Origin of the sequence: Frigidibacter sp. ROC022, assembly GCF_024723735.1 — a bacterium.
Lineage (GTDB): Bacteria > Pseudomonadota > Alphaproteobacteria > Rhodobacterales > Rhodobacteraceae > SLM-1.
The window spans coordinates 347,702-373,101 of sequence record NZ_JANQDU010000001.1; the positions used below are offsets into that span (position 1 = coordinate 347,702).

General features: G+C 67.9%; 26 protein-coding genes. 17 read left to right on the forward strand and 9 right to left on the reverse strand.

Annotated elements, in window-relative coordinates; translation table 11 throughout:
- The first annotated feature begins 121 nt into the window (after positions 1 to 121).
- The 3 genes from NUW50_RS01610 (at position 122) to NUW50_RS01620 (ending at position 1,824) form a co-directional block, all read left to right on the forward strand.
- Positions 122 to 847 carry a hypothetical protein gene (locus NUW50_RS01610; protein ID WP_258287308.1) on the forward strand — a complete coding sequence of 242 codons (726 nt, stop codon included), beginning with the start codon at positions 122 to 124 and terminating at the stop codon, positions 845 to 847.
- Between the two features lie 95 nt (positions 848 to 942).
- Positions 943 to 1,365 (forward strand): cytochrome c, encoded by a 423-nt coding sequence (locus NUW50_RS01615; protein WP_258287309.1) that lies wholly within the window; start codon positions 943 to 945, stop codon positions 1,363 to 1,365.
- A 51-nt stretch (positions 1,366 to 1,416) separates the two neighbouring features.
- Entirely contained in the window at positions 1,417 to 1,824 is a 408-nt protein-coding gene (locus NUW50_RS01620) for a c-type cytochrome (protein ID WP_258287310.1), read from the forward strand.
- A 22-nt stretch (positions 1,825 to 1,846) separates the two neighbouring features.
- On the opposite strand, the gene hrpB is transcribed toward NUW50_RS01620, so the two are convergent.
- Complete coding sequence (hrpB, locus tag NUW50_RS01625; protein WP_258287311.1) at positions 1,847 to 4,276, reverse strand: ATP-dependent helicase HrpB; 2,430 nt, start codon at positions 4,274 to 4,276, stop codon at positions 1,847 to 1,849.
- Here hrpB and meaB point away from each other — a divergent pair.
- A complete protein-coding gene (meaB, locus tag NUW50_RS01630; protein ID WP_258287312.1) occupies positions 4,275 to 5,357 on the forward strand; it encodes a methylmalonyl Co-A mutase-associated GTPase MeaB in 1,083 nt (360 codons plus the stop codon). The two genes, hrpB and meaB, sit on opposite strands and share 2 nt — an antisense overlap.
- Here meaB and NUW50_RS01635 read toward each other — a convergent pair.
- On the reverse strand, positions 5,342 to 5,731 hold the full coding sequence (locus tag NUW50_RS01635; RefSeq protein ID WP_258287313.1) for a nuclear transport factor 2 family protein: 390 nt from the start codon (positions 5,729 to 5,731) through the stop codon (positions 5,342 to 5,344). The two genes, meaB and NUW50_RS01635, sit on opposite strands and share 16 nt — an antisense overlap.
- A 45-nt stretch (positions 5,732 to 5,776) precedes the next feature.
- Here NUW50_RS01635 and NUW50_RS21345 point away from each other — a divergent pair, with 45 nt between their 5' ends.
- From NUW50_RS21345 to NUW50_RS01665, 6 genes are all read left to right on the forward strand, one after another.
- Positions 5,777 to 6,364: a TetR/AcrR family transcriptional regulator gene (locus NUW50_RS21345; RefSeq protein ID WP_275981924.1), complete on the forward strand. Its 588-nt coding sequence runs from the start codon at positions 5,777 to 5,779 to the stop codon at positions 6,362 to 6,364.
- 212 nt (positions 6,365 to 6,576) lie between these two features.
- Positions 6,577 to 6,864, forward strand: a complete 288-nt coding sequence (gene rpmB, locus NUW50_RS01645) for a 50S ribosomal protein L28 (RefSeq protein ID WP_258287314.1) — start codon at positions 6,577 to 6,579, stop codon at positions 6,862 to 6,864.
- A 141-nt stretch (positions 6,865 to 7,005) separates the two neighbouring features.
- Positions 7,006 to 7,347 carry a DUF2946 family protein gene (locus NUW50_RS01650; protein WP_258287315.1) on the forward strand — a complete coding sequence of 114 codons (342 nt, stop codon included), beginning with the start codon at positions 7,006 to 7,008 and terminating at the stop codon, positions 7,345 to 7,347.
- Positions 7,348 to 7,383: 36 nt separating this feature from the next.
- Positions 7,384 to 7,824, forward strand: a complete 441-nt coding sequence (locus tag NUW50_RS01655) for a copper chaperone PCu(A)C (protein ID WP_258287316.1) — start codon at positions 7,384 to 7,386, stop codon at positions 7,822 to 7,824.
- A gap of 127 nt (positions 7,825 to 7,951) precedes the next feature.
- The gene (locus tag NUW50_RS01660; RefSeq protein ID WP_258287317.1) at positions 7,952 to 8,377 is read left to right on the forward strand and encodes a hypothetical protein; all 426 of its coding nucleotides are present in this window, start codon (positions 7,952 to 7,954) and stop codon (positions 8,375 to 8,377) included.
- On the forward strand, positions 8,374 to 8,610 hold the full coding sequence (locus tag NUW50_RS01665; RefSeq protein ID WP_258287318.1) for a YdeI/OmpD-associated family protein: 237 nt from the start codon (positions 8,374 to 8,376) through the stop codon (positions 8,608 to 8,610). The genes NUW50_RS01660 and NUW50_RS01665 overlap by 4 nt, the downstream gene beginning before the upstream one ends.
- 10 nt (positions 8,611 to 8,620) lie before the next feature.
- Here the strand turns inward: NUW50_RS01665 and NUW50_RS01670 are convergent, their stop codons facing one another.
- Complete coding sequence (locus tag NUW50_RS01670; RefSeq protein WP_258287319.1) at positions 8,621 to 8,944, reverse strand: hypothetical protein; 324 nt, start codon at positions 8,942 to 8,944, stop codon at positions 8,621 to 8,623.
- Positions 8,945 to 9,139: 195 nt separating this feature from the next.
- Positions 9,140 to 9,892: an MBL fold metallo-hydrolase gene (locus NUW50_RS01675; RefSeq protein WP_258287320.1), complete on the reverse strand. Its 753-nt coding sequence runs from the start codon at positions 9,890 to 9,892 to the stop codon at positions 9,140 to 9,142.
- A gap of 194 nt (positions 9,893 to 10,086) precedes the next feature.
- Here NUW50_RS01675 and lepA point away from each other — a divergent pair, with 194 nt between their 5' ends.
- Both lepA and NUW50_RS01685 read left to right on the forward strand, forming a co-directional pair.
- The gene (gene lepA / locus NUW50_RS01680) at positions 10,087 to 11,886 is read left to right on the forward strand and encodes a translation elongation factor 4 (protein WP_258287321.1); all 1,800 of its coding nucleotides are present in this window, start codon (positions 10,087 to 10,089) and stop codon (positions 11,884 to 11,886) included.
- A gap of 954 nt (positions 11,887 to 12,840) precedes the next feature.
- Positions 12,841 to 13,023 carry a CTP synthetase gene (locus NUW50_RS01685; protein WP_258287322.1) on the forward strand — a complete coding sequence of 61 codons (183 nt, stop codon included), beginning with the start codon at positions 12,841 to 12,843 and terminating at the stop codon, positions 13,021 to 13,023.
- Here NUW50_RS01685 and NUW50_RS01690 read toward each other — a convergent pair.
- On the reverse strand, positions 13,020 to 13,775 hold the full coding sequence (locus NUW50_RS01690) for an alpha/beta fold hydrolase (protein ID WP_258287323.1): 756 nt from the start codon (positions 13,773 to 13,775) through the stop codon (positions 13,020 to 13,022). The two genes, NUW50_RS01685 and NUW50_RS01690, sit on opposite strands and share 4 nt — an antisense overlap.
- 56 nt (positions 13,776 to 13,831) lie before the next feature.
- Here NUW50_RS01690 and NUW50_RS01695 point away from each other — a divergent pair, with 56 nt between their 5' ends.
- Positions 13,832 to 14,200 (forward strand): hypothetical protein, encoded by a 369-nt coding sequence (locus tag NUW50_RS01695; RefSeq protein ID WP_258287324.1) that lies wholly within the window; start codon positions 13,832 to 13,834, stop codon positions 14,198 to 14,200.
- Positions 14,201 to 14,245: 45 nt separating this feature from the next.
- Here the strand turns inward: NUW50_RS01695 and glyA are convergent, their stop codons facing one another.
- Positions 14,246 to 15,541 carry a serine hydroxymethyltransferase gene (gene glyA, locus NUW50_RS01700; RefSeq protein WP_258287325.1) on the reverse strand — a complete coding sequence of 432 codons (1,296 nt, stop codon included), beginning with the start codon at positions 15,539 to 15,541 and terminating at the stop codon, positions 14,246 to 14,248.
- Between the two features lie 246 nt (positions 15,542 to 15,787).
- On the opposite strand from glyA, the gene NUW50_RS01705 reads away from it, so the two are divergent.
- Complete coding sequence (locus NUW50_RS01705; protein WP_258287326.1) at positions 15,788 to 16,555, forward strand: NAD kinase; 768 nt, start codon at positions 15,788 to 15,790, stop codon at positions 16,553 to 16,555.
- Positions 16,556 to 16,589: 34 nt separating this feature from the next.
- On the opposite strand, the gene NUW50_RS01710 is transcribed toward NUW50_RS01705, so the two are convergent.
- The 3 genes from NUW50_RS01710 to NUW50_RS01720 form a co-directional block, all read right to left on the reverse strand.
- Positions 16,590 to 17,540: a sigma 54-interacting transcriptional regulator gene (locus NUW50_RS01710; RefSeq protein WP_258287327.1), complete on the reverse strand. Its 951-nt coding sequence runs from the start codon at positions 17,538 to 17,540 to the stop codon at positions 16,590 to 16,592.
- 273 nt (positions 17,541 to 17,813) lie between these two features.
- Entirely contained in the window at positions 17,814 to 19,706 is a 1,893-nt protein-coding gene (locus NUW50_RS01715; RefSeq protein WP_258287328.1) for a propionyl-CoA synthetase, read from the reverse strand.
- A 118-nt stretch (positions 19,707 to 19,824) separates the two neighbouring features.
- Complete coding sequence (locus tag NUW50_RS01720; RefSeq protein ID WP_258287329.1) at positions 19,825 to 22,149, reverse strand: NADP-dependent malic enzyme; 2,325 nt, start codon at positions 22,147 to 22,149, stop codon at positions 19,825 to 19,827.
- A gap of 234 nt (positions 22,150 to 22,383) precedes the next feature.
- Here NUW50_RS01720 and NUW50_RS01725 point away from each other — a divergent pair, with 234 nt between their 5' ends.
- The 3 genes from NUW50_RS01725 (at position 22,384) to NUW50_RS01735 (ending at position 25,383) form a co-directional block, all read left to right on the forward strand.
- On the forward strand, positions 22,384 to 22,776 hold the full coding sequence (locus tag NUW50_RS01725) for a cytidine deaminase (protein WP_258287330.1): 393 nt from the start codon (positions 22,384 to 22,386) through the stop codon (positions 22,774 to 22,776).
- On the forward strand, positions 22,776 to 24,080 hold the full coding sequence (locus tag NUW50_RS01730; protein ID WP_258287331.1) for a thymidine phosphorylase: 1,305 nt from the start codon (positions 22,776 to 22,778) through the stop codon (positions 24,078 to 24,080). The genes NUW50_RS01725 and NUW50_RS01730 overlap by 1 nt, the downstream gene beginning before the upstream one ends.
- Positions 24,081 to 24,186: 106 nt before the next feature.
- The gene (locus NUW50_RS01735) at positions 24,187 to 25,383 is read left to right on the forward strand and encodes a phosphopentomutase (RefSeq protein ID WP_258287332.1); all 1,197 of its coding nucleotides are present in this window, start codon (positions 24,187 to 24,189) and stop codon (positions 25,381 to 25,383) included.
- Positions 25,384 to 25,400 lie beyond the last annotated feature (17 nt).

Genomic DNA, 25,400 nt, shown 5'->3' on the forward strand with positions numbered 1-25,400 from the left:
CCGTCCGGTGCGGGGCGGCACCACTGTGTTGCCGCAGCGGCGACAATCCGCGCCGGAGTCCTGTTGACCGCCATCAGGGCGTCTGTTCCAGTTTCTGCCGGATTTCACGAGGCTGGCCGGCATGGAACTCTTGCTGCTGATGGGGACGCTGATGATCGGTTCGCTGGCCGGGCTGGTCCTGAATGCGGCCGGCAATGACGACGAGGATGAGCCGCAGCCGGAAATGGCCGATACCGGGACCGGGCTGCTGGCCTTTGCCGACGATGCGGATGGCGACGATGCGCCCGACCGGGACGGTATTGCGGCAGAGGGCGATCCGCAGGGCGATCCTGAGGATGCGCCATCGGGTGCCGGGACCGAAGCCGATGCCGAGGGCCCGGAGGCCGAGAGCAAAACCCCGGACGATGGTCCGGGTGTCGGAAGTCTTGCCGCCGCACGGTCGGAACCAGTCACGCCGGCCATGCCGACGGACGATCCGGCTGGGGTGCTCGATGCAGCGGAGTCGGATGGTGGGGAGGTCGATCCCGTGGCGCAGGCGGCTCCCCTCCCGGACGCGAAGGGCGCAACGCTGCTGCCCCCGGACCCGGCGGAGACCGGCGCAGGCGAACCGGTCGGCTTCTTCCTGCCGCCCGGGGCCAGCGGCAATGTCGCGACGATCCACGGGTTCGATCCCGGCACCGACCTCCTGTCGCTGGACCATACCGGCCCGACCGCGCCCGTGGTGGTCGCGGAAGCCGCGCAGGGGGATGACTGGGTGGTGCAGTTCGACAATGGCGACACGCTGCGGCTGGCCGGCGTGTCGGGGCCGGTGGCCGGCCTGCTGGTCTGGCAGCCGGTCGGCGCCTGATCCCCGGCGTCGCCAGCAAGAGGCCGCTTGATCCAGGTCAAGGCCGTGGCCATCGCCGGCGCAGATGATAGGGTGCGAACAGGATCGGAGTACCCATGCGCCCTGTCATCATTCTTCTTCCCGCCGCTCTCGCCGCCGCCTCCTTGCTGGCCTGTGTGCCGGTCGAGCCGCAGGTGACCGCCCGGCAGGACTACAAGACCTTCTGTGTCAACTGCCATGGCGAGGACGGCAGGGGAGACGGCATCCTGGCCGCCTCGCTGTCGCCGCCACCCGCCGACCTGACCCAGATCGCGGCGCGCAACGGCGGGACCTTCCCGACGACTCAGGTCATGTCGGTGATCGACGGCTACACCCGGGGCCAGCATGCCAATGCGGTCAGGACCGAGATGATGCCGGAATTCGGCACCCTGCTGGAAGGCCGCAGCGTGCTCTACGACGACGGGCTGGGCGGACCGCCGGTCCCGGTGCCCGAGCGGTTGCTGCAACTGGCCCAGTATCTCGAGCGCATGCAGGACTAGGGACCCATGGCCGTGTCCGGTGGGCGGGGCGATATCCGAGGAGAACGACAGATGACCCTGAAAGCGACTTTATCGGTGATCGGGCTGATGGCCGTGGTTGCGGCCCCGGCGCAGGCCCAGGATGCCTCCGAGGGCGCGGCCCTCTTCGAACGCAACTGCGCCTCGTGCCACGGCGCCGAGGCGCGCGGCAACGGGCCGCTGGCGCCGGTGCTGATCATCCAGCCGACCGATCTGACCCGGCTTGCGGCGAAGAACGACGGCGTGTTTCCGATGACCCGGGTCGTGGCCAGGATCGACGGGCGCGACACGCTGGTCTCGCATGGCTCGCCGATGCCGGTCTTCGGCCCCTATTTCGACGGCGACCGCCATATCGGGCTGAAGACCGAGTCCGGCCAGCCGGTGATGGTGACCGAACAGGTCGCCGACGTGGTGGCCTGGTTGCAGTCGATCCAGGAATAGCCCCGCCGGCAGCCGATTCCGGTCATCTGCCGCGCGGCTTGGCGCGCAGCGTCGGGGCGGCCTCGGTCGGGTCTTCCGGCCAGGGATGGCGCGGGTAGCGGCCCCGCATGTCCTTGCGCACATCGCTGTAGGACGAGGCCCAGAAGCCCGGCAGATCGGTGGTGACCTGAAGCGGCCGGCCGGCGGGCGAGAGCAGCGTCACCTTCAGCGGCGTGCCGCCGACCGTGGGATGCCGCGTGGTGCCGAACATTTCCTGCAGGCGGACCTCGATCGCCGGCGGATCGCTGTCATAGTCGATCGGCACCTTGCGGCCCATCGGGGTCTCGTAACTGGCCGGGGCCAGCCGGTCGAGCAGCCGCGCCTGCTCCCATGTCAGCATTCCGCGCAGGGTTTCGGTCAGGTCCAGCGCGCGCAGCTGCGCCGCCGTGGTGCAGCCGGCCAGCGCCGGCAGCAGGGCGTCGCCCGCCAGCAGGGCCGCGTCCGAGACATCCGGCATCCCTTCGCCCGCAAGCAGCGCGATCCGGGCCCGCAGCCGGGCGGCGGCTGGGGTCCAGGTCAGCCCCTGAAGGCGCAGCCCCTCCAGCGCGGCGCGGGCCAGCACCTCGGGCGGGGCGTCGGACCAGGGCCGGTCGTCCAGGACCAGGACGCCCAGCCGCTCCTGCCGCCGGGCCGTGACGCGCGAGTCGCGGCGTGACCATGCGACCTTCTCGACCCAGCCGATCCTGTCGGCAAACAGCTCGCGCAGGGCGCTTTCCGGGATTGCCACCGCCTGCCGCACACGCGCCTCGCGCGGGTCGCCATCGGTATCGGTGACCACGATCAGCCGTTGCCCGGCAAGGGGGTCGGCGCCATCCATCACCGCGCCCTTGCCGCCCGACAGCAGGAAGCGCGGCGCCTCGCCCTTGCGACGCAGGCCGATGCGGTCGGGATAGGCCAGCGCCGCCATCTCGGCCAGGCTTGGGGCCGGTCCCGGGCGCTCGGGCGCCAGGCGGGCCAGCCGCCGGGCTTCGTCGCGCAGGCGCTGGACCTGGCCGCGGTCGAAGGGCAGCGCGTGCTCGCGCGAGAATCGCGCCGGATCGGCCAGCAGCGCCATCCGGGGCGCCAGGTCGGCTCCGGCGCCGCGCAGCGGGTCGCGGTCCGACAGCAGCGCCGCCAGGGGCGCGGCGCCCGGACCGGCGAGGCGCAGCATATGGCCCAGCCGCGGATGCAGGGGCAGGGTGGCCAGCCGCCTGCCGTGGTCGGTGATCCGGCCCCTGTCAAGCGCCCCCAGCCCTTCCAGAAGGGCCTGCGCCTCGGCCAGCGCCGGAGCCGGCGGCGGGGTCAGAAAGCTCAGATCGGCGCTGCCCCAGAGCGCCAGCTCCAGCGCCAGCGGCGCCAGGTCGGCCACCTCGATCTCGGCCGGCGGGAAGGCCGCCAGCGCGCCCTCCTCTCCCTTGGTCCAGAGCCGGTAGCAGCGGCCCTCGGCGACCCGCCCGGCGCGGCCCTGCCGCTGCGTGGCCTCGGCCCGGCTGACCCGTTCGGTGACCAGCCGCGACATGCCCGAGCCGGGATCGAACCGGGCCCGACGCGCCAGCCCGGCATCGACCACCACCCGAATCCCGTCGATGGTCAGCGAGGTCTCGGCGATGGAGGTGGCCAGCACCAGCTTGCGGGCCCCTTCCAGCGGCGCCAGAGCCGCCCGCTGCGCCGCCGGGGGCAGTGCGCCATAGAGCGGGAACATCCGCACGTTCCCGGGCAGCCGGCCCTTCAGGGCCCCCTCCAGCCGCCGAATCTCGCCCTCTCCGGGAAGGAAGGCCAGCACCCCGCCCCGGGTCTCGGCCAGCGCCGTCAGCACCAGATCGGCCATCGCGCCTTCGAGCCCCGTGCCGCGCGGCAGCGATTTGTCGAGCCAGCGGGTCTCGACCGGATAGGCCCGGCCCGCCGAGGTGACGACCGGGGCGCCGATCATCCCGGCCACCGGCTCGGCATCCAGCGTCGCCGACATCACCAGCAACAGCAGATCGGGGCGCAGCGCGGCGCGCAGTTCCAGCACCAGTGCCAGGCCAAGGTCGGCGTTCAGCCCGCGTTCGTGGAATTCATCGAAGATCACCGCGCCGACGCCGGGCAGCTCGGGGTCGCCTTGCACCATCCGGGTCAGGATGCCCTCGGTGACGACCTCCACCCGGGTCGCCTTCGAGACCTTGGCCTCGCCGCGAATCCGGTAACCGACGCTCTGCCCGACCGGCTCGCCCAGGGTCTCGGCCATCCGCTCGGCGGCGGCGCGGGCCGCCAGGCGGCGCGGCTCCAGCATCACGATCCTGCCAGAGACCAGCCCGGCCTCCAGCATCGCCAGCGGCACCCGCGTCGTCTTGCCGGCGCCGGGCGGGGCCTGCAACACCGCAGCACCGCCTTGCAGGGCATGCAGCAGCTCGGGCAGGGCCTCGTCGATCGGCAGGGGGACAGCAGGGCTCATGCGCCGCTTATCCGGCATCGGCGCCGGCGATGCCAGAGCCGCGCGGGGCTGGACAAGCACTGGGCCGGGCGGGCACAACCCGGGCACCGCAACCGGAGGCCCGACCCTGACCAAGATCAAAGACCTCGCCGCCCAGGTGATCGCCGGCGACCGCCGTGGCCTGGCGCGTGCCATCACCCTGGTCGAAAGCGCCCGCGCCGATCACCGGGCCGAGGCGGCGCGGCTGATGGCGGCGCTGCCGCGCGACCGGCAGGCGTTGCGGATCGGCCTCTCGGGCACCCCGGGGGTCGGCAAGTCGAGCTTCATCGAAGCCTTCGGCTGTTCCTTGACGGCACAGGGGCTGCGGGTTGCGGTGCTGGCGGTGGACCCGAGCTCGGCCCGTTCCGGCGGCTCGATCCTGGGTGACAAGACCCGCATGGAGCGGTTGTCCCGCGATCCCCTGGCCTTCATCCGGCCCTCGCCCTCGCAGACGGCACTGGGCGGTGTGGCCAGGCGCACGCGCGAGGCGGTGAGGCTCTGCGAGGCGGCGGGGTTCGACGTGGTGCTGATCGAGACGGTCGGCGTCGGCCAGTCGGAAACCATGGTGGCCGGCATGGCCGACCTCTTCGTGCTGCTGATGGCGCCTGGCGGCGGCGACGAGTTGCAGGGGGTCAAGCGCGGCATCATGGAAATCGCCGACCTGATCCTGGTCAACAAGGCCGATGGCGATCTGCTGCCGGCCGCGCGGCGGACCCGTGCCGATTATGCCGGGGCGCTGCGGTTGCTGCGGCGGCGGCCGCAGGACCCCGAGGGCTTCCCCAAGGCGCTGCTGGTCTCGGCGCTGGAAGAGCAGGGCCTGGACCGGGCCTGGGCCGAGATGCAGGCGCTGGCCGAGTGGCGCAAGGCCGAAGGCTGGTGGGATCGCAACCGCGCCACCCAGGCCCGCGCCGCCTTTGAAGCCGAGGTGCGCGACGGCCTGCTGTCCCGGCTGCTGGCCGATCCGGCGCTGGCCGGACGAATCGAGTCGCTGGGCCAGGCGGTGGCCGAGGGCCGGGCGGATGCCTCGGCGGCGGCGGCCGAGGTGCTTCAGAACGGCGGGTAGCAGTCGTAATTTCGCTGGCCGATGATCCTGCCGTCCCGGGTATCGAAGACTGCGGCGATCCGGCAGTCGATCTCGTCCCCCGGCTGCTTTTCGCCCAGGGGCGCGTTCAGGGTCGCGGTCCAGTGGATTTCCAGCATCGCCTTGTCGCCGCAATCGAGCTCGTTGGTGATCTCGTAGCTTTGCCGCCGCAGGATCGCGGAACCGCGGGCGAAATCCGTTTCGATATCGGCTAGGCCGCGGCGCTGGCCCTGCGGATACAGCCGGTTCGGCCATTCGATCTGCACCAGGTCGGGGTGATAGCAGACACGCAGCGTTTCGACGTCGCCGACCTCGATGGCCCGGATCAAGCGTCGGGCGATGTCCAGTGCGGGCATGGTTCGGTCCTTGTCTGAAATTATGTTCTAGTTTCTACTAGAACAATGTTTCAGAACGAGGCAACCCAAACCGCCCGAGACCCCGGCCGGGCGGCGGCGATCCTGGAGGCCGCCCTGCGCCTGTTCTCGGCGCAGGGTTACGCGGCGACGACCCTGGCCCAGATCCGGGCCGAATCGGGGGCCTCGACCGGCTCGATCTACCACTTCTTCAAGGGCAAGCCGGGCATTGCCTATCGGCTGTGGCGGCAGGCCCTGGGCGGTTGGGCGCGGGCCTCGGGGCCGATCTCTTCCGAGGCACCGGCCGAGCGGGCGATCCGGGCCTCGGTCGGCGGGCTTCTGGCCTGGGGCAGTGCCGACCCGGCGCTGTTCCGGTTTCTGGAAGAGGTCCGGGCCCGGGCCCGCTGCGACCCCGACTTCGCCCGGATCAAGGAGGAACTGGCGCAAGGCGCGCGGGCTTCGGCCGGGCTCTATGGCCGCTGGGTGGCCGCGGGGGCGGTGCAGGACCTGCCCTGGCCCGTCGCGCGGGCGCTGATGCTGGGTCCGGCCTATGACTGGCTGGCGGACGGTGGCGGGCCGGCGGATCAGGCCCGGGCACTCGAGGATGCGGCCTGGCACGCGGTGGCGCGGGCATAGTGGGGCTGGTCCACGGCCGGGCGATCTGCGAAGGGACGGCGCACCCGTGCGGATCAGCGCATCCTCCGCTGGTCGAGGCGTATTGCCATATCCCCTTGACGCCGCCCGGCAGGTTGCGTATCTCCCGCCCGATCAATTCCAAGGTGCCGCAGGACGGCGCCTTTGCAGTTTTCGGGGCCAGGGGGTTCCGATCCGAACCGAAGGACAAAACCATGTCGCGTCGTTGCGAACTGACCGGAAAAGGCCCGATGTCGGGCAACAACGTGAGCCATGCGAACAACAAGAGCCGCCGTCGCTTCCTGCCGAACCTCAACGAGGTGACGCTGATGTCCGAGACGCTGGGCCGTTCGTTCCAGCTGAAAATCTCGGCGGCCGCGCTGCGCTCGGTCGATCACCGGGGCGGGCTTGACGCCTTCCTGGCGAAAGCCAAGGACGACACGCTGTCGCCCGGCGCGCTGAAGATCAAGAAGGACATCGCCAAGGCTCAGGCCTCGGCCTGATCCCTGCACTGCGGCCCGAGGGGCCGGGTACGGAAGAAGGGCTCCGCTGTGCGGGGCCCTTTCTTGTCGGTGGGGTGTGTCTTTCCTGCTGAGGCGCATTGCCGCCTTGGCGGTGCCGGTCGGTCGGGTATAAGTCAGCCCATGCGCGTCGTTTACGGCCTTCTCCTGTCGCTTTGCCTCGCCGCCACCAGCATGACCATGGCGGTGGCGCGGGGGCAGGCACGCGTGGACGGGGTCGTGGTGCTCTGCACCGGGACCGGACCGCTGGCGGTGGCCGTCGATGCCGACGGCAAACCGATCAAAGGCCATCACATCTGTCCCGATTGCGCGCTGACGCTGTTTGCCGGCATGGTTGCCGCGCCGGTGCCGGTCTTCTCGCCGCTGAGTTTCAGCGTCGTGCCCTTCACGCCCGAGGCCGATGCGGTCCCGCCGCAACCCGGCGCCCTGCGGCCCTTTGCGCGGGGTCCTCCATCCCTGATCTGAACCCGGTGTTACACTATTCAGACAGAGGAAAACCCAATGAAAACGATTCTTTCCGCGGCCTTTGGGCTCGCCCTTCTTGCCGTTCCCGCGCTGGCCCATGATGGCATCTCGATCCAGGACCCCTATGTTCGCGCGATGGGCGCCTCGGCCAAGTCGGGCGCCGTCTTCTTCACCATCGAGAACCACTCGGATCAACCCGACCGGCTGATCGGCGCTTCGACCGACGTCTCGGACAAGGCCGAGCTGCATACCCACAAGATGGACGACAAGGGCATGATGCAGATGCTCGAGGTCAAGGAAGGCTTTGAAATCCCCGCCGGCGGCACCCATAAACTGGCGCGCGGCGGCGATCATGTGATGCTCTTCGGGCTCAACAAGACCTTGGGCGAAGGCGACAACGTCCACGTCACCCTGACCTTCGAACACGCGGGCGAGGTCGAGTTCGACGCGCCGGTGGACAACAACCGGATGAAATAGGCCCCTGGGCCCACGCGCGGCGCTGCCTGATCGGGTGGCGCCGCGATTCCGCAGGCACGGCCTGCGCTTGACCGGCAAGCCCGCGGTTTGCCATGCTGCCCGCGAAACCGATCTGCGGGGCGCGCGAATGAGAACTCCTTGGCATCTCTGGCTTGTCGGCGTGCTGTCGCTGGCATGGAACGCGATGGGCGCGCTCGACTACCTGCTGACCGAGACCCGCAACGCGAGCTACATGAAGGCGTTCACGCCGGAACAGCTGGCCTATTTCTATAGCTTCCCGGCCTGGGCGGTCAGCTGCTGGGCTGTGGGGGTCTGGGGGGCGGTGCTCGGCTCGGTGCTGTTGCTGTTCCGCGTAAGGCAGGCGATCTGGGCCTTTGCGTTCTCGCTGCTGGGCGTGATCGGCTTCAGCATCTGGCAATTCGCCCTGGCACCGGTGCGCTTTGTCGATATCGCCGGTTCGGCGGCGCTCATCATGACCGTGGCGATCTATGTGGTCGGGCTGGCGCTGCTCTGGTATGCCCGGGCAATGAAGCTGCGCGGCGTTCTTCGATGAGCCTGGTGCGCCCGCGCCAGCCGATGCCCGAGGACGTTTCGCAGGCATTGCGCAAGCGCGGTCTTGTCGAGGCCTATGAGGGCAGGCCTCCCTATCAGCGCAACGATTATCTTGGCTGGATCGCCAGGGCGAAACGCCCCGAGACCCGTGCCAGGCGGCTCGCCCAGATGCTGGACGAGCTGGAAACCGGCGGGATCTACATGAAGATGGTCTGGGCGCCGGGAAAACCCTGACGCAGCATCGTCAGCCGGAGACCGAACAAAAGGCCGCGGCGGTGTCGCCGAAGTTCTTGTATTTTCCCCAGAAGTCGTTGTGGCTGCTGCTCTTGGACTGGCGGATGTCCTGCGCCTTCTGCGGATCCTTGAAGAACTTGGCCGCCAGGCGCTGGTCCGAGCGGCTCAGCGTCAGGTCGGCGACCTGCTGGATGCAGCCGCAGAGCGCCCGGCTGGCGCCCTTCCGGTCGGAACTGAGACAGGCCCGTTCGACCACCCCGGCCTTGGCGACACCGGCCATCGAAAGGCTTCCCAATACGGCGATTCCCGCCGCGACAACCCAGATCCGCATCATGCTTGCCTCATTCTGTCCAACGCCCCGCCCGCCCGATGTGCCCCAGGCTGTGGTCGAGGCCTACTCGCCCCCGAATATGCAGATTTCCCGGTGAATTTTCAATTCACGATTCCGGCCCGCGCCCGGGTGCGACGTTGCGCCCCCCGGGCCGTGCGGGCAGCCCGGAGGCTGCCCCCGTGGTGCCTGCAGGCGTCGTCAGCCGTACCAGGGGCCGAACCTGACCTCCGAATCCGTCACCTTTGCCGCGAAGTCCTCGGGGTCCAGACCCTTGTAGTGATAGGGATAGACATATTGCGGTTTGAAGTCGTTCACCGCCGAGGCCGCCTGATCGGTGTCCATCGTATAGGGCAGGTTCATCGGCACGAATGCGATCATGATCCCGGTGAGGGCCCGCATCTCGGGAATGTCCTCGGTATCGCCGGCGATATAGACCTTGTCGCCGCCCAGGTGCAGCACATAGCCGTTGTCGCGGCCCTGCGGGTGGTATTTCAGCCGGTCCTCGGTGGTGTTGTAGGCCGGGATCGCGTCGATTCCGATCCCGATCGCGGTGGTGCTCTCGCCATTGGCGAGCACCGTGGCGCGGGCTTTCAGCGCCTCGGGCAGCATGCCGCCGACCGCCGGATTGGTGATCAGCAGGGTCTCGTCCCCCAGCAGCGCGGCCAGCGTATCGGCGTTGTAATGGTCGCCATGCTCATGGGTGACGAGAATCACGTCCGGCTTCGGCAGATCGGCATAGAGCGCCGGATCTCCGACCGGGTCGGAGTAGAGCACCCCGGCCGGGGTTTCCATCGCGAAGGAAGCGTGGCTGACCGGGTGGATGACCACCGGTCCGTGTGGCGTGTCGAACATGTCGCCTTCGGCGCGGGCAGCGAAAGGCAGAAGCACCGATCCGCCCAGCAGGGCGGTTCCGGCGCTGGCGGTCGTCAGCAGGCGGCGTCTCGTCAGCATCTTGCTCTCCCATATCTGTGTCCGGGCAAGATAGCATTGCAGCCCCGAAAGTCGCCTCACGATGACGTAGGATCATCCGGGAAGGGCCGCCCCGGGCGGTTCTTCGGCACCGGAATGCCGCCGGTCCCATATCGCGCCGGCCCCCTCTCAAGCCACCTTCCAAGGGAGCCAAGGCTCTGCTATCTCCCGCCCTCATGACCGAGCTGTCCCATATCCGAAATTTCTCCATCGTCGCCCATATCGACCATGGGAAGTCCACCCTCGCCGACCGGCTGATCCAGCTGACCGGCACCGTTGCCGAGCGCGACATGAAGGCGCAGATGCTCGATTCGATGGACATCGAGCGGGAACGCGGCATCACCATCAAGGCCCAGACGGTGCGGATCGAATATCCCGCCAAGGATGGCCAGACCTATATCCTCAACCTGATCGACACCCCCGGCCATGTCGATTTCGGTTACGAGGTCTCGCGTTCGATGCAGGCCGTCGAAGGCTCGCTGCTGGTGGTCGATGCCACCCAGGGGGTCGAGGCGCAGACCCTGGCCAATGTCTATCAGGCGATCGACGCGGACCACGAGATCGTCCCGGTGCTGAACAAGATCGACCTGCCGGCCGCGGACCCCGAGGCGGTGAAGGCCGAGATCGAGGACGTGATCGGCATCGACGCCTCGGAAGCGATCTCGATTTCGGCCAAGACCGGCGTCGGTATCCCGGATGTGCTGGAAGCCATCGTCAACCGCCTGCCGCCGCCCAAGGGCGACCGCGACGCGCCGTTGAAGGCAATGCTGGTCGATAGCTGGTATGACAGCTATCTCGGCGTGGTGGTGATGATCCGGGTCATGGACGGGGTGATCCGCAAGGGTGACCGGATCAGGATGATGCAGACCGGCGCGGTCTATGGCGTCGACAAGCTGGCGGTGCTGAAACCGCAGATGGTCGACATCAAGGAACTCGGCCCGGGCGAGATCGGAATCTGGACCGGATCGATCAAGCAGGTGCGCGACACCCGCGTCGGCGATACGATCACTTCGGAGAAGGGTGGCTGCGACAAGGCCCTTCCGGGTTTCAAGCCCTCGATACCGGTGGTGTTCTGCGGCCTGTTCCCGGTTGACGCCAACGATTTCGAGCCGCTGCGCGAAGCAATCGAGAAACTGGCGCTGAACGATGCCTCCTTCTCCTACGAGATGGAGACCTCGGCGGCGCTCGGCTTCGGCTTCCGCTGCGGCTTCCTCGGCCTGCTGCATCTGGAGGTGATCCGCGACCGGCTGGAGCGCGAATATGACCTCGACCTGATCACCACGGCACCCTCGGTGGTCTACCATCTGCATATGAACGACGGCACGGTGCAGGACTTGCACAACCCCGCCGACATGCCCGACCTGACCTATGTGGACCATATCGAGGAGCCCCGGATCAAGGCGACGATCATGGTGCCGGATGACTATCTGGGCGACGTGCTGAAGCTCTGCCAGGACCGCCGCGGCATCCAGCTCGATCTGACCTATGCCGGCAGCCGCGCCATGGTGGTCTATGACCTGCCGCTGAACGAGGTGGTGTTCGACTTCTACGACCGGCTGAAATCGGTGACCAAGGGCTATGCCAGCTTCGATTACCAGATGATCGGCTATCGCGAGGACAATCTGGTGAAGATGTCGATCCTGGTGAATGACGAACCGGTGGACGCGCTGTCGATGATGGTTCACCGCGACCGGGCCGAGGGCCGGGGCCGGATGATGGTGGAGAAGCTGAAGGAGCTGATCCCCCGGCACATGTTCAAGATCCCGATCCAGGCGGCGATCGGCGGCCGGGTCATCGCCCGCGAAACCCTGAGCGCGATGCGCAAGGACGTGACGGCGAAATGCTATGGCGGCGATGCCAGCCGCAAGCGCAAGCTGCTGGACAAGCAGAAGGCCGGGAAGAAGAAGATGCGCCAGTTCGGGAAAGTGGACATCCCGCAGGAAGCCTTCATCAACGCCCTGAAGATGGACGGGTGAGGCTGTCGGGTTTCGGGACGTTCCCCGAAACACCCCCGCCGCCGTGCTCATGACCGCTGCGGGAATCGCCTCGACCCGCAAGAGCCCGCGCTGACGGGCAGGGCGGGGGCTTTCGGCCCGCTGCCCGCTTCGCAGGTGCAGAAAATCCCGCCGGTCGCAGGGTGGCTGCGGGACGGTGACTTCTTCCGGTCCAAACCTGCCCCGGACCGTCGGAAATCAGCTTGTCCACATTTCCTTCCCCAAGGATGTCAACCGGTTCATCCACAAGAAATCCCCATGCTGCAGTGCTATTTTCTTGCCGGACTCACCGGCCCTTGCAAAACTCGTCTCATCGCCACGGATCGCAAGACACCGGGCGGGACGCGAAGGCCCGGGGGGCTGCGGCGGCATGGAACAGGCCTTAGGGTCGGGACCAGACCGCGACAGTTTCCGAAGGTTCAGGCCGGGAGGCGGAAGGTTCATTGAGCCCAAGGCACGAAGGCAGGGACCGGGAAGGGTCAAGCGGGTCCTGAAGGGCCGCAAGGCGCGGAAGGACAGCGACGGGGCGAAAGCCCTGTGGCAAACTGGGCCGGACCCCCGCAAGGGCGGAAAGGTTCAGCGAGGCGTCAGGGTGTCAGCAATGGCACATGCAAAGACCGCGTCTGTGCACCTGGCGCCTCATCCCTTTTTCGGGCTCTCCCGTTTCCACACAGACCCCAGTGACAGAAGCGGGAATCGAAGACCATTGGTCCCGATTCCCGCCCCATCAACGTCAGTCATGCAGTTCCGCGTCTGCGCACCTGTGCGATCAGAGATACATCAGGCCACTTGACGAATCAACCAGATATAGCGGCGCACGCCGCGCGGACGCCTATATCGGCATGGCGCATGCCCCGGGCGACTTGATCCCGATCATGGTTCCGGCCGATCATCCTGCTAGCAAGGGGCAAGCGCACACCATGGCAGGAGGCCAGAATGTTCCGCCTTGCGACGATCCTGTTCTCGCTGATCTCGACCACCCTGATGGGGACCGGGGTCATCATCGCCCTGACCCTGGGATATGACTCGCTCAACCCGATCCTGATCGCCGCCGCCTCCGGTGCGGTTCTGGCGCTGCCGGCGACCTATCTGGTGACCCGCGCCATGACCGGGCGCTAGGCGTCCAGAAAGACCCGGATCGCGGCTTCGGTCTCGCGCGGTTTCTCGGCATGCAGCCAATGTCCGGCGCCCGGGATTTTCGCGAAGCGCGCGGCCGGGAACAGTCGCCGGATCTCGCCGCGATGCTCCGGCAGGACATAGGAGCTCTCGGCGCCGGTCAGGAACAGGGCCGGGCCGGGAAAGCTGCCGGTCAGCGGCGGGAAGCCGAGGATGTTGTCCATGTTTCCGGCCAGCGCGTCCAGGTTCAGCGTCCAGCGCTTCTCCTTCATGTCGAGGCTCTGCAGCAGGAAGCTGCGCACCGAGGGCTCCTCGACCAGCGGGGCCAGCGCCGCATCGGCCTCGGCCCGGCTGGCGAAATCGCTGCCGACGGCGCGCATCGCCTCGATCAGATGCATCTGGGTATGGGCATAGCCGACCGGGGCGATATCGGCGACGATCAGGCGGCGCAGCAGTTCGGAGCGGGTCACCGCGCAGACCATGGCCGCCTTGCCGCCCATCGAATGCCCCAGCATGTCGCAGGGCGCGCCGAGATCGGCGATCGTCTCGGCCAGGTCTTCGGCCAGCGCCGGATAGTCGTGCCGCTCGTCCCGGGGGCTGGCGGCGTGGTTGCGCATGTCCACCGTCACCACCTGCCGGCTGTCGGCCAGGCGCCGGGCGATCACGCCCCAGTTCCGGCCCGACCCGAACAGGCCATGCGCGATCAGCAATGTCGGTCGGTCGGTCGGGGTGCCGTGGATGGTGCGTGCCAGCATGCGAATCTCTGGATTTCCTTCGGAGCCATGGATAGCTTGTCCGCCGGGAGACGGCCATGGACCAAAGTGTGAATGCCCGCGCCGAGGCGCTGGCCGAGATGATGGAAGCCCGGATGGGCGTGAAGGGTGAGGGGTTCGAGGGCAAGCTTCGCCGTGCCGGGCGGTCGCTGCCGAAGCGCCTGCGCCGTGCCGGAGAGCAGATCGCCCAGGCCGCGCAACTCGAGAAGAACCCGAAGCTCGCCCGGCGGATCGACTACGCCGGGGTGGAGCGCGCCGCGGTGCTGATCGAGAACCATCTGAAGCGGATCGATCCGTTCCAGCGGCGCCTGCACAAGGCGCTGGACATCCTCGCCGGGCAGGCGTTCAACCTGCTTGTGGTGGCGGTGCTGGTGCTGACCGTGCTGCGGCTCAGGGGCTATCTCTAGGCCCGCGGGGTCAGCGCAGGCGGGCCGCAGCCCGCCCGCTCCGTCTCACAGTTTCAGATACATCGGGAAGCGGGCGCAGAGCGCCTGCACCTTGGCCTTCACCGCGGCTTCCACCTCGCCGTTGCCCTCGTCCCCGTTGGCCGACAGCCCGTCCACCACCTCGACGATCCAGTCGGCGATCTGGCGGAACTCGGCCTCGCCGAAGCCCCGCGTGGTGCCCGCCGGGGTGCCGAGGCGGATGCCCGAAGTCACGAAGGGCTTTTCCGGGTCGAAGGGGATGCCGTTCTTGTTGCAGGTGATATGGGCCCGGCCGAGTGCCGCCTCGACGGCCTTGCCGGTGACCTTCTTGGGCCGCAGATCGGCCAGCATCAGATGGTTGTCGGTGCCGCCCGACACGATGTCGATCCCGCCCTTCATCAGCTGATCGGCCATCGCCCGGGCATTGCCCACGACGGCGGCGGCATAGGCCTGGAACTCGGGGCGCAGCGCCTCGGCAAAGGCCACCGCCTTGGCGGCGATGACATGCATCAGCGGGCCGCCCTGCAGGCCGGGGAACACGGCCGAGTTCACCTTCTTGGCGATGTCGGCGTCATTGGTCAGGATCATCCCGCCGCGCGGCCCGCGCAGCGACTTGTGGGTCGTGGTGGTCACGACATGGGCATGCGGCAGGGGCGAGGGATGCTGTCCGCCCGCCACCAGACCGGCGATATGGGCCATGTCGACCATCAGGATCGCGCCCACCTCGTCCGCGATGGCGCGGAAGGCGGCCCAGTCCCAGATCCGGCTATAGGCGGTGCCGCCGGCGAGGATCAGCTTGGGCTTGCACTCCAGCGCCGTCGCCCGCACCGCCTCCATGTCCAGAAGCTGGTCCTGCGCCCGAACCCCGTAGGCCACCGGGTTGAACCACTTGCCCGACATGTTGACCGGCGAGCCGTGGGTCAGGTGACCGCCCGAGTTCAGGTCCAGCCCCATGAAGGTGTCGCCGGGTTTCAGCAGCGCCAGGAACACCGCCTGGTTCATCTGGCTGCCGGAATTGGGCTGCACATTGGCGAATTCACAATTGAACAGCTGTTTCGCACGGTCGATGGCCAGAGTCTCGGCAATGTCGACGAACTGGCAGCCGCCATAATAGCGCTTGCCCGGATAGCCTTCGGCGTATTTGTTGGTCAGGACCGAGCCCTGCGCCTCGAGAACCGCGGCCGAGACGATGTTTTCCGACGCGATCAACTCGATCTCGTCGCGCTGGCGACCCAGCTCCTTGCGGATCGCGCCGAAAATCTCCGGGTCGCGGTTGGCAAGGGTCTCGGTGAAAAAGCCGGGGTCGCGGGTGGACGCGGTCATAAGCTGCTCCGTTCGGGCTATGGGTCCAGGGTTGCGGCGGTTCTAACGCTGCCCGGGCTGGGCGGGAAGGGCAGAAAGCGCCGCATTCGCGCTTCCGCCCGGCAAAGAGGTGCGGATCGGGAACAGCCGGCGACGATGGGAAACAGCGCAGCCTGCGGCGACAGCCGGCCGCGGTGCGCCGGTTTGGGGTTGAGTTCCTCCGGGCGGCACCGGATGCTGCGCCCCGGGTCCAGGGAGGCAGCAGGCATGGTCGGAGATCACCGCGTCAGATTCGTCGCAAGCGACAGCCCGGCGGCGCAATCGGCACTGGCGCGGCTGGTCGAGCGCTATGGCCAGTCCGCTCCGGACTCGGCCCGGCAGATCGTGGCACTTGGCGGCGACGGCTTCATGCTGCACACGCTGGGCGAGACCCGGCACCTGGATTTGCCGGTCTACGGGATGAATTGCGGCACCATCGGCTTCCTGATGAACGAGTTTGCCGAGGACGGCCTGCCCGAGCGTCTGGCCGAGGCGGAACAGGCGGTGCTGCACCCGCTGTCGATGGTGGCCACCTGCGCCGACGGAACGGTGCACAGGGCGCTGGCGATCAACGAGGTCTCGCTGCTGCGTGCCGGTCCGCAGGCGGCAAAGCTGCGGATCACCGTGGACGGGCGCGTGCGGATGGAGCAGCTGGTCTGCGACGGCGCGATGCTGGCGACGCCGGCCGGATCGACGGCCTACAACTACTCGGCGCATGGGCCGATCCTGCCGATCGGCTCGGATGTGCTGGCCCTGACGGCCGTCGCCGCCTTCCGCCCCAGGCGCTGGCGCGGCGCCCTGCTGCCCTCCAAGGCGCATGTCCGCTTCGATGTGCTCGAGGCCGACAAACGCCCGGTGATGGCCGATGCCGACAGCCGCTCGGTCCGCGATGTGCTGGTGGTCGAGATCCAGTCGGCCCCCGAGATCAGCCACCGGATCCTGTTCGATCCCGGCCACGGCCTGGAAGAGCGTCTGATCTCTGAGCAGTTCGTCTAGGGCAGCCGGGCCCCGGTCGCGCGCCGGGCAGCCCTTACGAATGCGACTTGTCCACCCCGTTCTGTTGCTGCCAGCCCTTCAGCTTGCGGTAGATGGTCGATGCGGCCAGCGCCAGTTCGTCGGCGGCACGCTGGACCGAGCCGTCGTTGCGCTCGATCGCTTCCAGGATCGCCCGCCGCTCGATCTCGGCAAAGCTGCGGGCCGGGGCCTGCGTCGAGGCTGGAGCCATCTCGGGCACCGACTCGGACAGCAGCTCGATGGGCAGATCGGCGGATCGCCCTGCCGCTGCCTCGGCGCTCAACGCCATGCGCCGCAACACGTTCAGCAGCTGGCGGACATTGCCCGGCCAGGGCAGCGAGTCGATCCGCGCCAGGATACGCGGCGGCAGTTTCTGCGGCGGAAAGCCGAAGCCTTCCAGCAGCGTCGGATAGACCTGCGCGGCGATTTCCGACGCATCCGAGTCGCGGGCCCGAAGCGGCGGCAGGTTCAACGGCTCTACCGCCAGCATGTCGTAGAGATCGCGGCGCAGCTTTCCTTCCTTCAACGCCGTCGTGGGCGAGGTATTGGTCGCGGAAATCAGCCGGGCGGTGAACCGTTCCGAGCGTCCGTCGCTCCGCGCGATCCAGCCGCGGCGCAGCAGCGCCAGAAGCCGGGCTTGAAGATGCAGGGACATCCGGCAGACATCGTCGATATAGAGCGTGCCGCCCTGTGCCTGTGCCAGATAGGGCGGCACCGAAGGGTAGCGCGGCGGCTGGCCGGCGCCGGGGTCGCCATAGATTTCGCGGTCGAGGATGTCGTCCGGCACCGCACCGGCATTCAGGATCACAAGGTTCCCCGAGGCCCGCGACGAGCCGGCATGGATCGCCTGCGCCAGCAGGTCCTTGCCGGTCCCGCTTTCGCCCCACAGAAACACCGGCTGGTCCGACCGGGCTGCGGCCCGCGCACGGTCCAGCATGGTTCTCAGCGCCGGACTCGAGCCGAGCATCGGACCGGCGTCCGGAATTGTGGAATTGATTACCATGACTGGATTTCTCTTCCAGACATGGCGCTTTCGTCAGGGCCGGCAGGGGCGAATGATGCCAGACCTTCAAAGAAAACGGCAAACAAGGACAAGACCGATTTAACCCCACACTATTGAATAAGGGCAATACCATCGGTCCGATCCCGACGGCGGATTTCCCTGCAACCCTCGCGATAGACAACCTGTCCAAGGACGCCTTGGGGCGCAACCCGCCAATGGGAGATATTGACTATAAGATCAACTTTTCGGGTAGCCGATCTTCGATAGACTGTCGCGAATTTCATCAAGAATTGCAGGATCGTCTATTGTTGCTGGCATTTTGAAAGAAACGCCGTCGGCAATCTTGGCCATCGTGCCCCGGAGAATCTTTCCCGACCGGGTCTTCGGAAGTCTCTGGATCACCACGGCCTGCTTGAATGCCGCGACCGGTCCGATCTGGTCGCGCACCCGGGCCACGCATTCCTTGACGACCGTTTCATGGGTCCGGTTGCAGCCACTGTTCAGGCAGAGAAAGCCCATGGGCACCTGACCCTTGAGCGGATCGCTGACCCCGATGACCGCGCATTCGGCCACATCTGCATGGCCGGCAAGGATTTCCTCCATCGCGCCTGTCGAAAGGCGGTGTCCCGCGACATTGATGACATCATCCGTGCGGGCCATGATATAGAGATAGCCATCCTCATCCTTGAACCCGGCATCGCCGGTTTCGTAATAGCCTGGAAAATGGTCCAGATAGCTCTTGCGATAGCGGGCCTCGGCATTCCAGAGCCCCGGCAGGGTGCCCGGCGGCAATGGCAATTTCACCGCGATGGCGCCCAGTTCGCCATCCTTCACGGGATGGCCGGCCTCGTCCAATATCTGCACGTCATAGCCGGGCATTGCCACCGAAGGGCTGCCGATCTTGACCGGAAGCGGCTCGATTCCCATCGGATTCGCGGCAATCGCCCAGCCGGTTTCGGTCTGCCACCAATGGTCGATGACCGGGACATTCAGATGCCGTCCCGCCCATTCGATCGTATCGGGATCGGCGCGTTCGCCTGCCAGATAAAGCACATTCAGCGATGACAGGTCGTAATTGCCCATCAGCTTGCCTTCCGGATCCTCGCGTTTGACGGCTCGGATTGCGGTTGGGGCGGTAAAGAAACTCTTTACCCGGTGATCCTCGATCACCCGCCAGAAGGTGCCGGCATCGGGGGTTCCGACCGGCTTGCCCTCGAAGACGATCGTGGTGCAGCCGGCGACCAGCGGGCCATAGCAGATATAGCTGTGGCCAACGACCCAGCCGACGTCCGAGGCGGCCCAGAACACGTCGCCGGCCTCGACATTGTAGACAGCCTTCATGGTCCAGTTCAGCGCCACCATGTGGCCGGCGGTCTGCCGGATCACGCCCTTGGGCTGGCCGGTGGTGCCCGAGGTATAGAGGATATAGGCCGGATGATTGCCCTCGACCGGCTCGCATGAGGCCGGCTCGACCCCGGCCTGGAACCCGTGCCAGTCCAGGTCGCGCCCGGGGATCAGCTTGGCGACCTCCTGCTCGCGCTGGAAGATCACGCAGAAGTCCGGCTTGTGGGTGGATTGCTCGATGGCTTCGTCGACCAGCGGCTTGTAATGCACCACCCGGTCCGGTTCGAGCCCGCAGGAGGCGGCGATGATCGCCTTGGGCGTGCAGTCGTCGATCCGCACCGCCAGCTCATGCGCGGCGAAACCGCCGAAGACCACCGAGTGGATCGCGCCCAGGCGGGCGCAGGCCAGCATCGCTTCCAGCGCCTCGGGGATCATCGGCATGTAGATGATCACCCGGTCGCCCTTGCCGACGCCCTGCGCCTTCAGCGCCCCGGCCAGCGACGAGACCCTTTGCAGCAGCTCGACATAGGTGATCTTGTGGGTCAAGCCGGTGATCGGGCTGTCATGGATGATCGCCGCCTGGCTGCCGCGCCCTGCCGCGACATGGCGATCGACCGCGTTCCAGCAGGTGTTGGTCAGCCCGTCCGAATACCATTCGTAGAGCGGCGCCTTCTCGTCGAACAGCGCCTTCGAGGGCGGCTTGTCCCAGTCGATGGCCTGCGCTTCGCGCATCCAGAAGCCTTCGGGGTCGGCCTTCCAGTCGGCATAGACGTCGGCGTAGCTCATCAGTGATCCTCCCTGATCCCATGAATGGGTCTAGCGCGACGCGGGGGCATGCGTCCAGCAGGGCAGGGCGCGGGCAATTGTCACGTTTGGCGCTAACGGGGGGCGTCAGGGCCGGGATTCACCCGTAATGCGCCACCGGCGTCCCGGCGATGGCCGACATGTTCAGCAGACCCCGCGCGGTGATCGAGGGCGTCACGATATGCGCCTTGTTGCCCATCCCCATCAGGATCGGTCCGACCTCCAGGGCATTGGCCTTCATCTTCAGGATGTTGCGCACCCCCGAGGCGGCATCGGAATTGGCGAAGACCAGCACATTGGCCGGCCCCTGAAGCCGCGTGTTGGGGAAGTGGCGCTGGCGCAGGGCCACGTCCAGCGCCGCATCGACATGCATCTCGCCCTCATAGTCGAAATCGCGCGGCGCCGAATCGAGGATTTCCAGCGCCCCGCGCATCCGCCGGCCGCTGTCGCAGTCGAGATTGCCGAATTGCGAATGCGAACACAGCGCCACCTGGGCCCGGACCCCGAAGCGGCGGACATGGCGGGCCGAGGCGATGCAGGTCTCGGCGATCTGTTCGGGCGAGGGCTCATGATGCACCTGCGTATCGGCGACCCAGAGCGGCCCGTCTTCCAGGATCATCAGGCTCAGCGCCGCCACCGGATGCAGCTTGTCCGAACCCAGCACCTGATGGACATATTTCAGATGCCAGAGGAACTGCCCGAAGGTGCCGCAGATCAGGCTGTCGGCCTCGTCGCGATGCACCATCACCGCGCCGATCGCCGTGGTATTGGTCCGCATCACCGCACGGGCCAGGTCGGGGGTGACGCCGCGCCGCTCCATGATCCGGTGATAGCTCTGCCAGTAGTCGCGGTAGCGCGGGTCGTTCTCGGGGTTCACCACCTCGACATTCTCGCCCAGCCTTATGCTCAGCCCGGCCCGTTCGGCGCGGGTCTCGATCACCTCGGGGCGGCCGATCAGGATCGGCTTGTCGGTGGTGTCGTCGATCATCGCATTGGCGGCCCGGAGCACCCGCTCGTCCTCGCCCTCGGCAAAGACGATGCGGCGGCTGGTGGTCGCGGCGGCCTCGAACACCGGGCGCATGATCAGCGCCGAGCGGAAGACCGAGCCGTCCAGCTTGGCCTTGTAGGCCTTGAGATCGTCCAGCGGCTTCATCGCCACGCCGGTCTTCATCGCCGCCCCCGCGACGGCCGAGGCGACGACCCCCATCAGCCGCGGATCGAAGGGTTTCGGGATCAGGTAGTCGGCGCCGAATGTCATCTGCTCGCCCTGATAGGCGGCGGCGGCCTCGGCGCTGGTGGTGGCGCGGGCCAGGGCGGCGATGCCTTCGATGCAGGCCAGTTCCATCTCGTCGTTGATCGTCGTGGCCGCGACGTCCAGCGCCCCCCGGAAGATGAAGGGGAAACACAGCACGTTGTTGACTTGATTGGGGTAATCCGAGCGTCCCGTGGCAATGATCGCATCCGGCTTCACGGCGCGGGCATCCTCGGGCATGATCTCGGGCGTCGGGTTGGCCAGCGCGAAGATGATCGGCGCGTCGGACATCCGGGCGACCATCTCGGGCTTCAGCACCCCGGGTCCGGACAGGCCCAGGAACAGGTCGGCGCCGTCGATGACATCGCCCAACCCGCGCGGTCCGCCCGGCTGGGCGAATTCGGCCTTCTGCGGGGTCATCTCCTCGGTCCGGCCCTCGTGGACCAGCCCGACCAGATCGCAGAGCCAGACGTTCTCGCGCTTCACGCCCAGTTTCAGCAGCATGTTGAGACAGGCGATCCCCGCCGCGCCGCCGCCGGTGGACACCACCTTGATGTCCTCGAACCGCTTGCCGGCCACCCGCACCGCATTGGTCGCGGCGGCGCCGACGACGATGGCGGTGCCGTGCTGGTCGTCGTGAAAGACCGGGATGTTCATCCGCTCGCGGCAGAGCTTCTCGACAATGAAGCAGTCCGGCGCCTTGATGTCTTCCAGATTGATCGCGCCGAAGGTCGGTTCCAGCGCGCAGACGATATCGGCCAGCTTCTCCGGGTCGGTCTGGTTCAGCTCGATGTCGAAACAGTCGATATTGGCGAATTTCTTGAACAGGACCGCCTTGCCCTCCATCACCGGCTTGCTGGCCAGCGCGCCGATATTGCCGAGGCCCAGAACGGCGGAGCCGTTGGTGACCACAGCGACGAGATTGCCGCGCGCGGTAAAGCGCGAGGCGCTGCTCGGCTCGGCCTTGATCTCCAGGCAGGCCTCGGCCACGCCCGGCGAATAGGCGCGTGACAGATCGCGGCCGTTGGCCATCGGCTTGGTGGCGCGGATCTCGAGCTTTCCGGGCTTGGGAAACTCGTGATAATTCAGCGCCGCCTGGCGCAGATTGTCGTGGTGCGAAGGCTCGGCGCGCGCATTGTCCGGCCCTGCGGCCGGGTCTCTGGCATCTGTCATGCTGGTCCTCCCTTCGAATAGTTTAACGTTAAACTATCCTGGTGTCGGTCCGATTGTATCCACGGATGAGGGTGTGCCGCAAGCGGCAAGAGCGCGGGCCGCGGGGGCCGGGGCGGATAATCGGGCAGCGGGGCAGGGCCCGGCCGCTGCCGCCCTTCCGGCCCGGGCCGCGGAGGGGGCTTGCAACGTCCCGACCCGCGCCGCAGTCTGGCCACCAAAAGGGGAGACGTCGCCATGGATCTCAGAACCGCCGCGATCGAGGTGCAGGTCCGGGCCTATGCGCCCTATTCCGGGTTCAAGGTCGGTGCCGCGATCCGCACCGCCTCCGGCGCCGTCTACCAGGGCTGCAATGTCGAGAATGTTGCCTATCCCGAAGGCACCTGTGCAGAGGCCGGAGCGATTGCCGCGATGGTGGCGGCGGGCGAAACGAAGATCGCCAAGGTCTATGTCGTGGCCGACAGTCCGGTGCCGGTGACACCCTGCGGCGGCTGCCGGCAGAAGATTGCCGAATTCGCCGGCAGGGATGTCACCGTGACCATGGGCAATCTCGACGGGGTCGAGACCAGCCTGACCCTGGGCGATCTGCTGCCCGGTGCCTTCGATGCCGCCCAGATGGACCGCGCCTGATGGACGCCCGCGCCATCCTGGTGAAGCTGCGCGACGGGGTCCGCCCGGGGCCCGAGGAGATTGCGTGGTTCGCCCGGGGCCTCGCCTCGGGCGCCGTCACCGACAGCCAGGCGGGGGCCTTCGCCATGGCGGTCTGCCAGCGTGGGCTGGGCGACGAAGGCCGGGTCGCGCTGACCCTGGCGATGCGGGATTCGGGCGATGTGCTCGACTGGGCGCTGCCCGGCCCGGTGGTGGACAAGCATTCGACCGGCGGCATCGGCGATTCGATCTCGCTTCTGCTTGCGCCCGCCCTGGCCGCCTGCGGCGTCTATGTGCCGATGGTCTCGGGGCGCGGGCTGGGCCACACCGGCGGCACGCTCGACAAGCTGGAATCGATCCCCGGCTATGGAGTCGAGGTCAGCGCCGACCGGCTGGGCGGGATCGTCCGCGACATCGGCTGCGCGATCATCGGCGCGACGGGGCGGATCGCCCCCGCCGACAAGCGTCTCTACGCGGTGCGCGACGTGACCGGCACGGTCGAGAGCATCGACCTGATCACCGCCTCGATCCTGTCCAAGAAACTGGCGGCGGGGCTGCAGGGACTGGTGCTGGACGTGAAGGTCGGCTCGGGCGCCTTCATGCAGGCGCCGCAGGACGCGCGGGCACTGGCCAGGGCACTGGTCGAGACCGCCAAGGGCGCCGGCTGCCCGACCCGCGCGCTGATCACCGACATGGACCAGCCGCTGGCCCTGACCGCCGGCAATGCGCTGGAGGTGGCCGAGGTGATGGATTGCCTGACGGGTGGCGCGATCACCCAGAACCTCTGGGATCTGACGGTGGCACTGGGCGGCGAGTTGCTGGCGCTCTGCGGCGTCCAGCCGGACGCCGCCCGCGGCGGCGCGGCGATTGCCGAGGCGCTGCACCGGGGCCACGCCGCCGAGCGGTTCGGCGCCATGGTGGCGGCTCTGGGCGGCCCGGCGGATTTCGTCGAGAACTGGCGGGCGCATCTGCCCGAAGCCGGGGTGGTCCGCGACGTGCCGGCGCCGGCCGAAGGCCGGGTGGTGGCGGTCGATACCGGCGCCGTCGGGCTGGCGGTGGTGGCTCTGGGCGGCGGGCGGCAGCGCGACGGCGACAGGATCGACCCGTCGGTCGGCTATTCGGCGCTGACCCATATCGGCGACAAGGTCGGGCCGGGGCAGCCCATCGGCCGGGTCCACGCTGCCGATGACGCCGCGGCGCAGGCCGGGGTGCAGGCCCTGCAGGCGGCCTACAGGGTGGGGGGCGAGGTGGACCCGCCGCCGCTGATTCACGAGCGGATCGCATGAGGCCCCGCCCCACGCGCCGCGCCTCTGGAGGCGGCAGGAGCCTCCGGCGGGGATATTTGGAAGATGAAGCGGGCAGGGCGCTGCGTGCCTGCCGGGAGGATGGACGATGACCCGGGCATTTCTGGTGGTGATGGATTCGGTGGGCTGCGGCGGCGCGCCCGACGCGGCCGAGTTCTTCAACGGCGACCGCCCCGACACCGGGGCCAACACGCTGGGCCATATCGCGCAGGCCTGCGCCGAGGGCCGCGCCGAAGAGGGCCGGAGCGGGGCGCTGCAGCTGCCGAACCTGGCCGCGCTCGGGCTCGGCCGGGCGGTGGCCCTGGCCTCGGGGCTGGAGATCGGGCTGGGCGGCGCGGTGTCGGGCCGCTGGGGGGCCGCCACCGAGGTCTCGCCCGGAAAGGACACGCCCTCGGGCCACTGGGAACTGGCCGGGGTGCCGGTGCCCTGGAACTGGACCTATTTCCCCGACACCCGGCCCGCCTTTCCGCCCGAACTCAGCGCCAGGGTCGCACAGCTGGCCGGGACCGACGGGATCCTGGGCGACTGCCATGCCTCGGGCGTGCCGATCATCGAGGAACTGGGCGCCGAGCATATCCGCACCGGCAAGCCGATCTGCTATACCTCGGCGGATTCGGTGTTCCAGATCGCCGCGCATGAAGAGCATTTCGGGCTCGACCGGCTGCAAAAGCTCTGCGCCGACATCGCGCCGACCCTGCACGCGATGCGGGTCGGACGGGTCATCGCCCGGCCCTTCGTCGGCGCGCCGGGCAGCTTCAAACGCACCGGCAACCGGCATGACTATGCAATGTTGCCGCCGGCGCCGACCCTGCTGGACCGGGCCGCGGAGGATGGGCGCGACACCCATGCGGTGGGCAAGATCGGGGACATCTTCTCGATGCGCGGCATCGGCGACCTTCGCAAGGGCCCCGATGCGCAGCTGATGGACCATCTGGTGGACCTTGCCCGCGACGCCGCGCCGGGCAGCCTGACCTTCGCCAATTTCGTCGAGTTCGACACGCTCTACGGCCATCGCCGCGATGTCTCGGGTTACGCCAGGGCGCTGGAATGGTTCGACGCGCAACTGCCGCGGGTCTTCGCGCATCTGGGCGACGGGGACATGATTCTCTTCACCGCCGACCATGGCAACGACCCGACCTGGACCGGAACCGATCACACCCGCGAGAGGGTGCCGGTGCTGATCCGGGGCCAGGGCGCGGGGGAACTGGGGCTGATCCCCTTCACCGGCGTGGCGGAACTGGTGGCGCGGCATCTGGGCCTGCCCGGGGCGGAAAGCGCGGCTTAGGGACCGGGCTCTCTGGA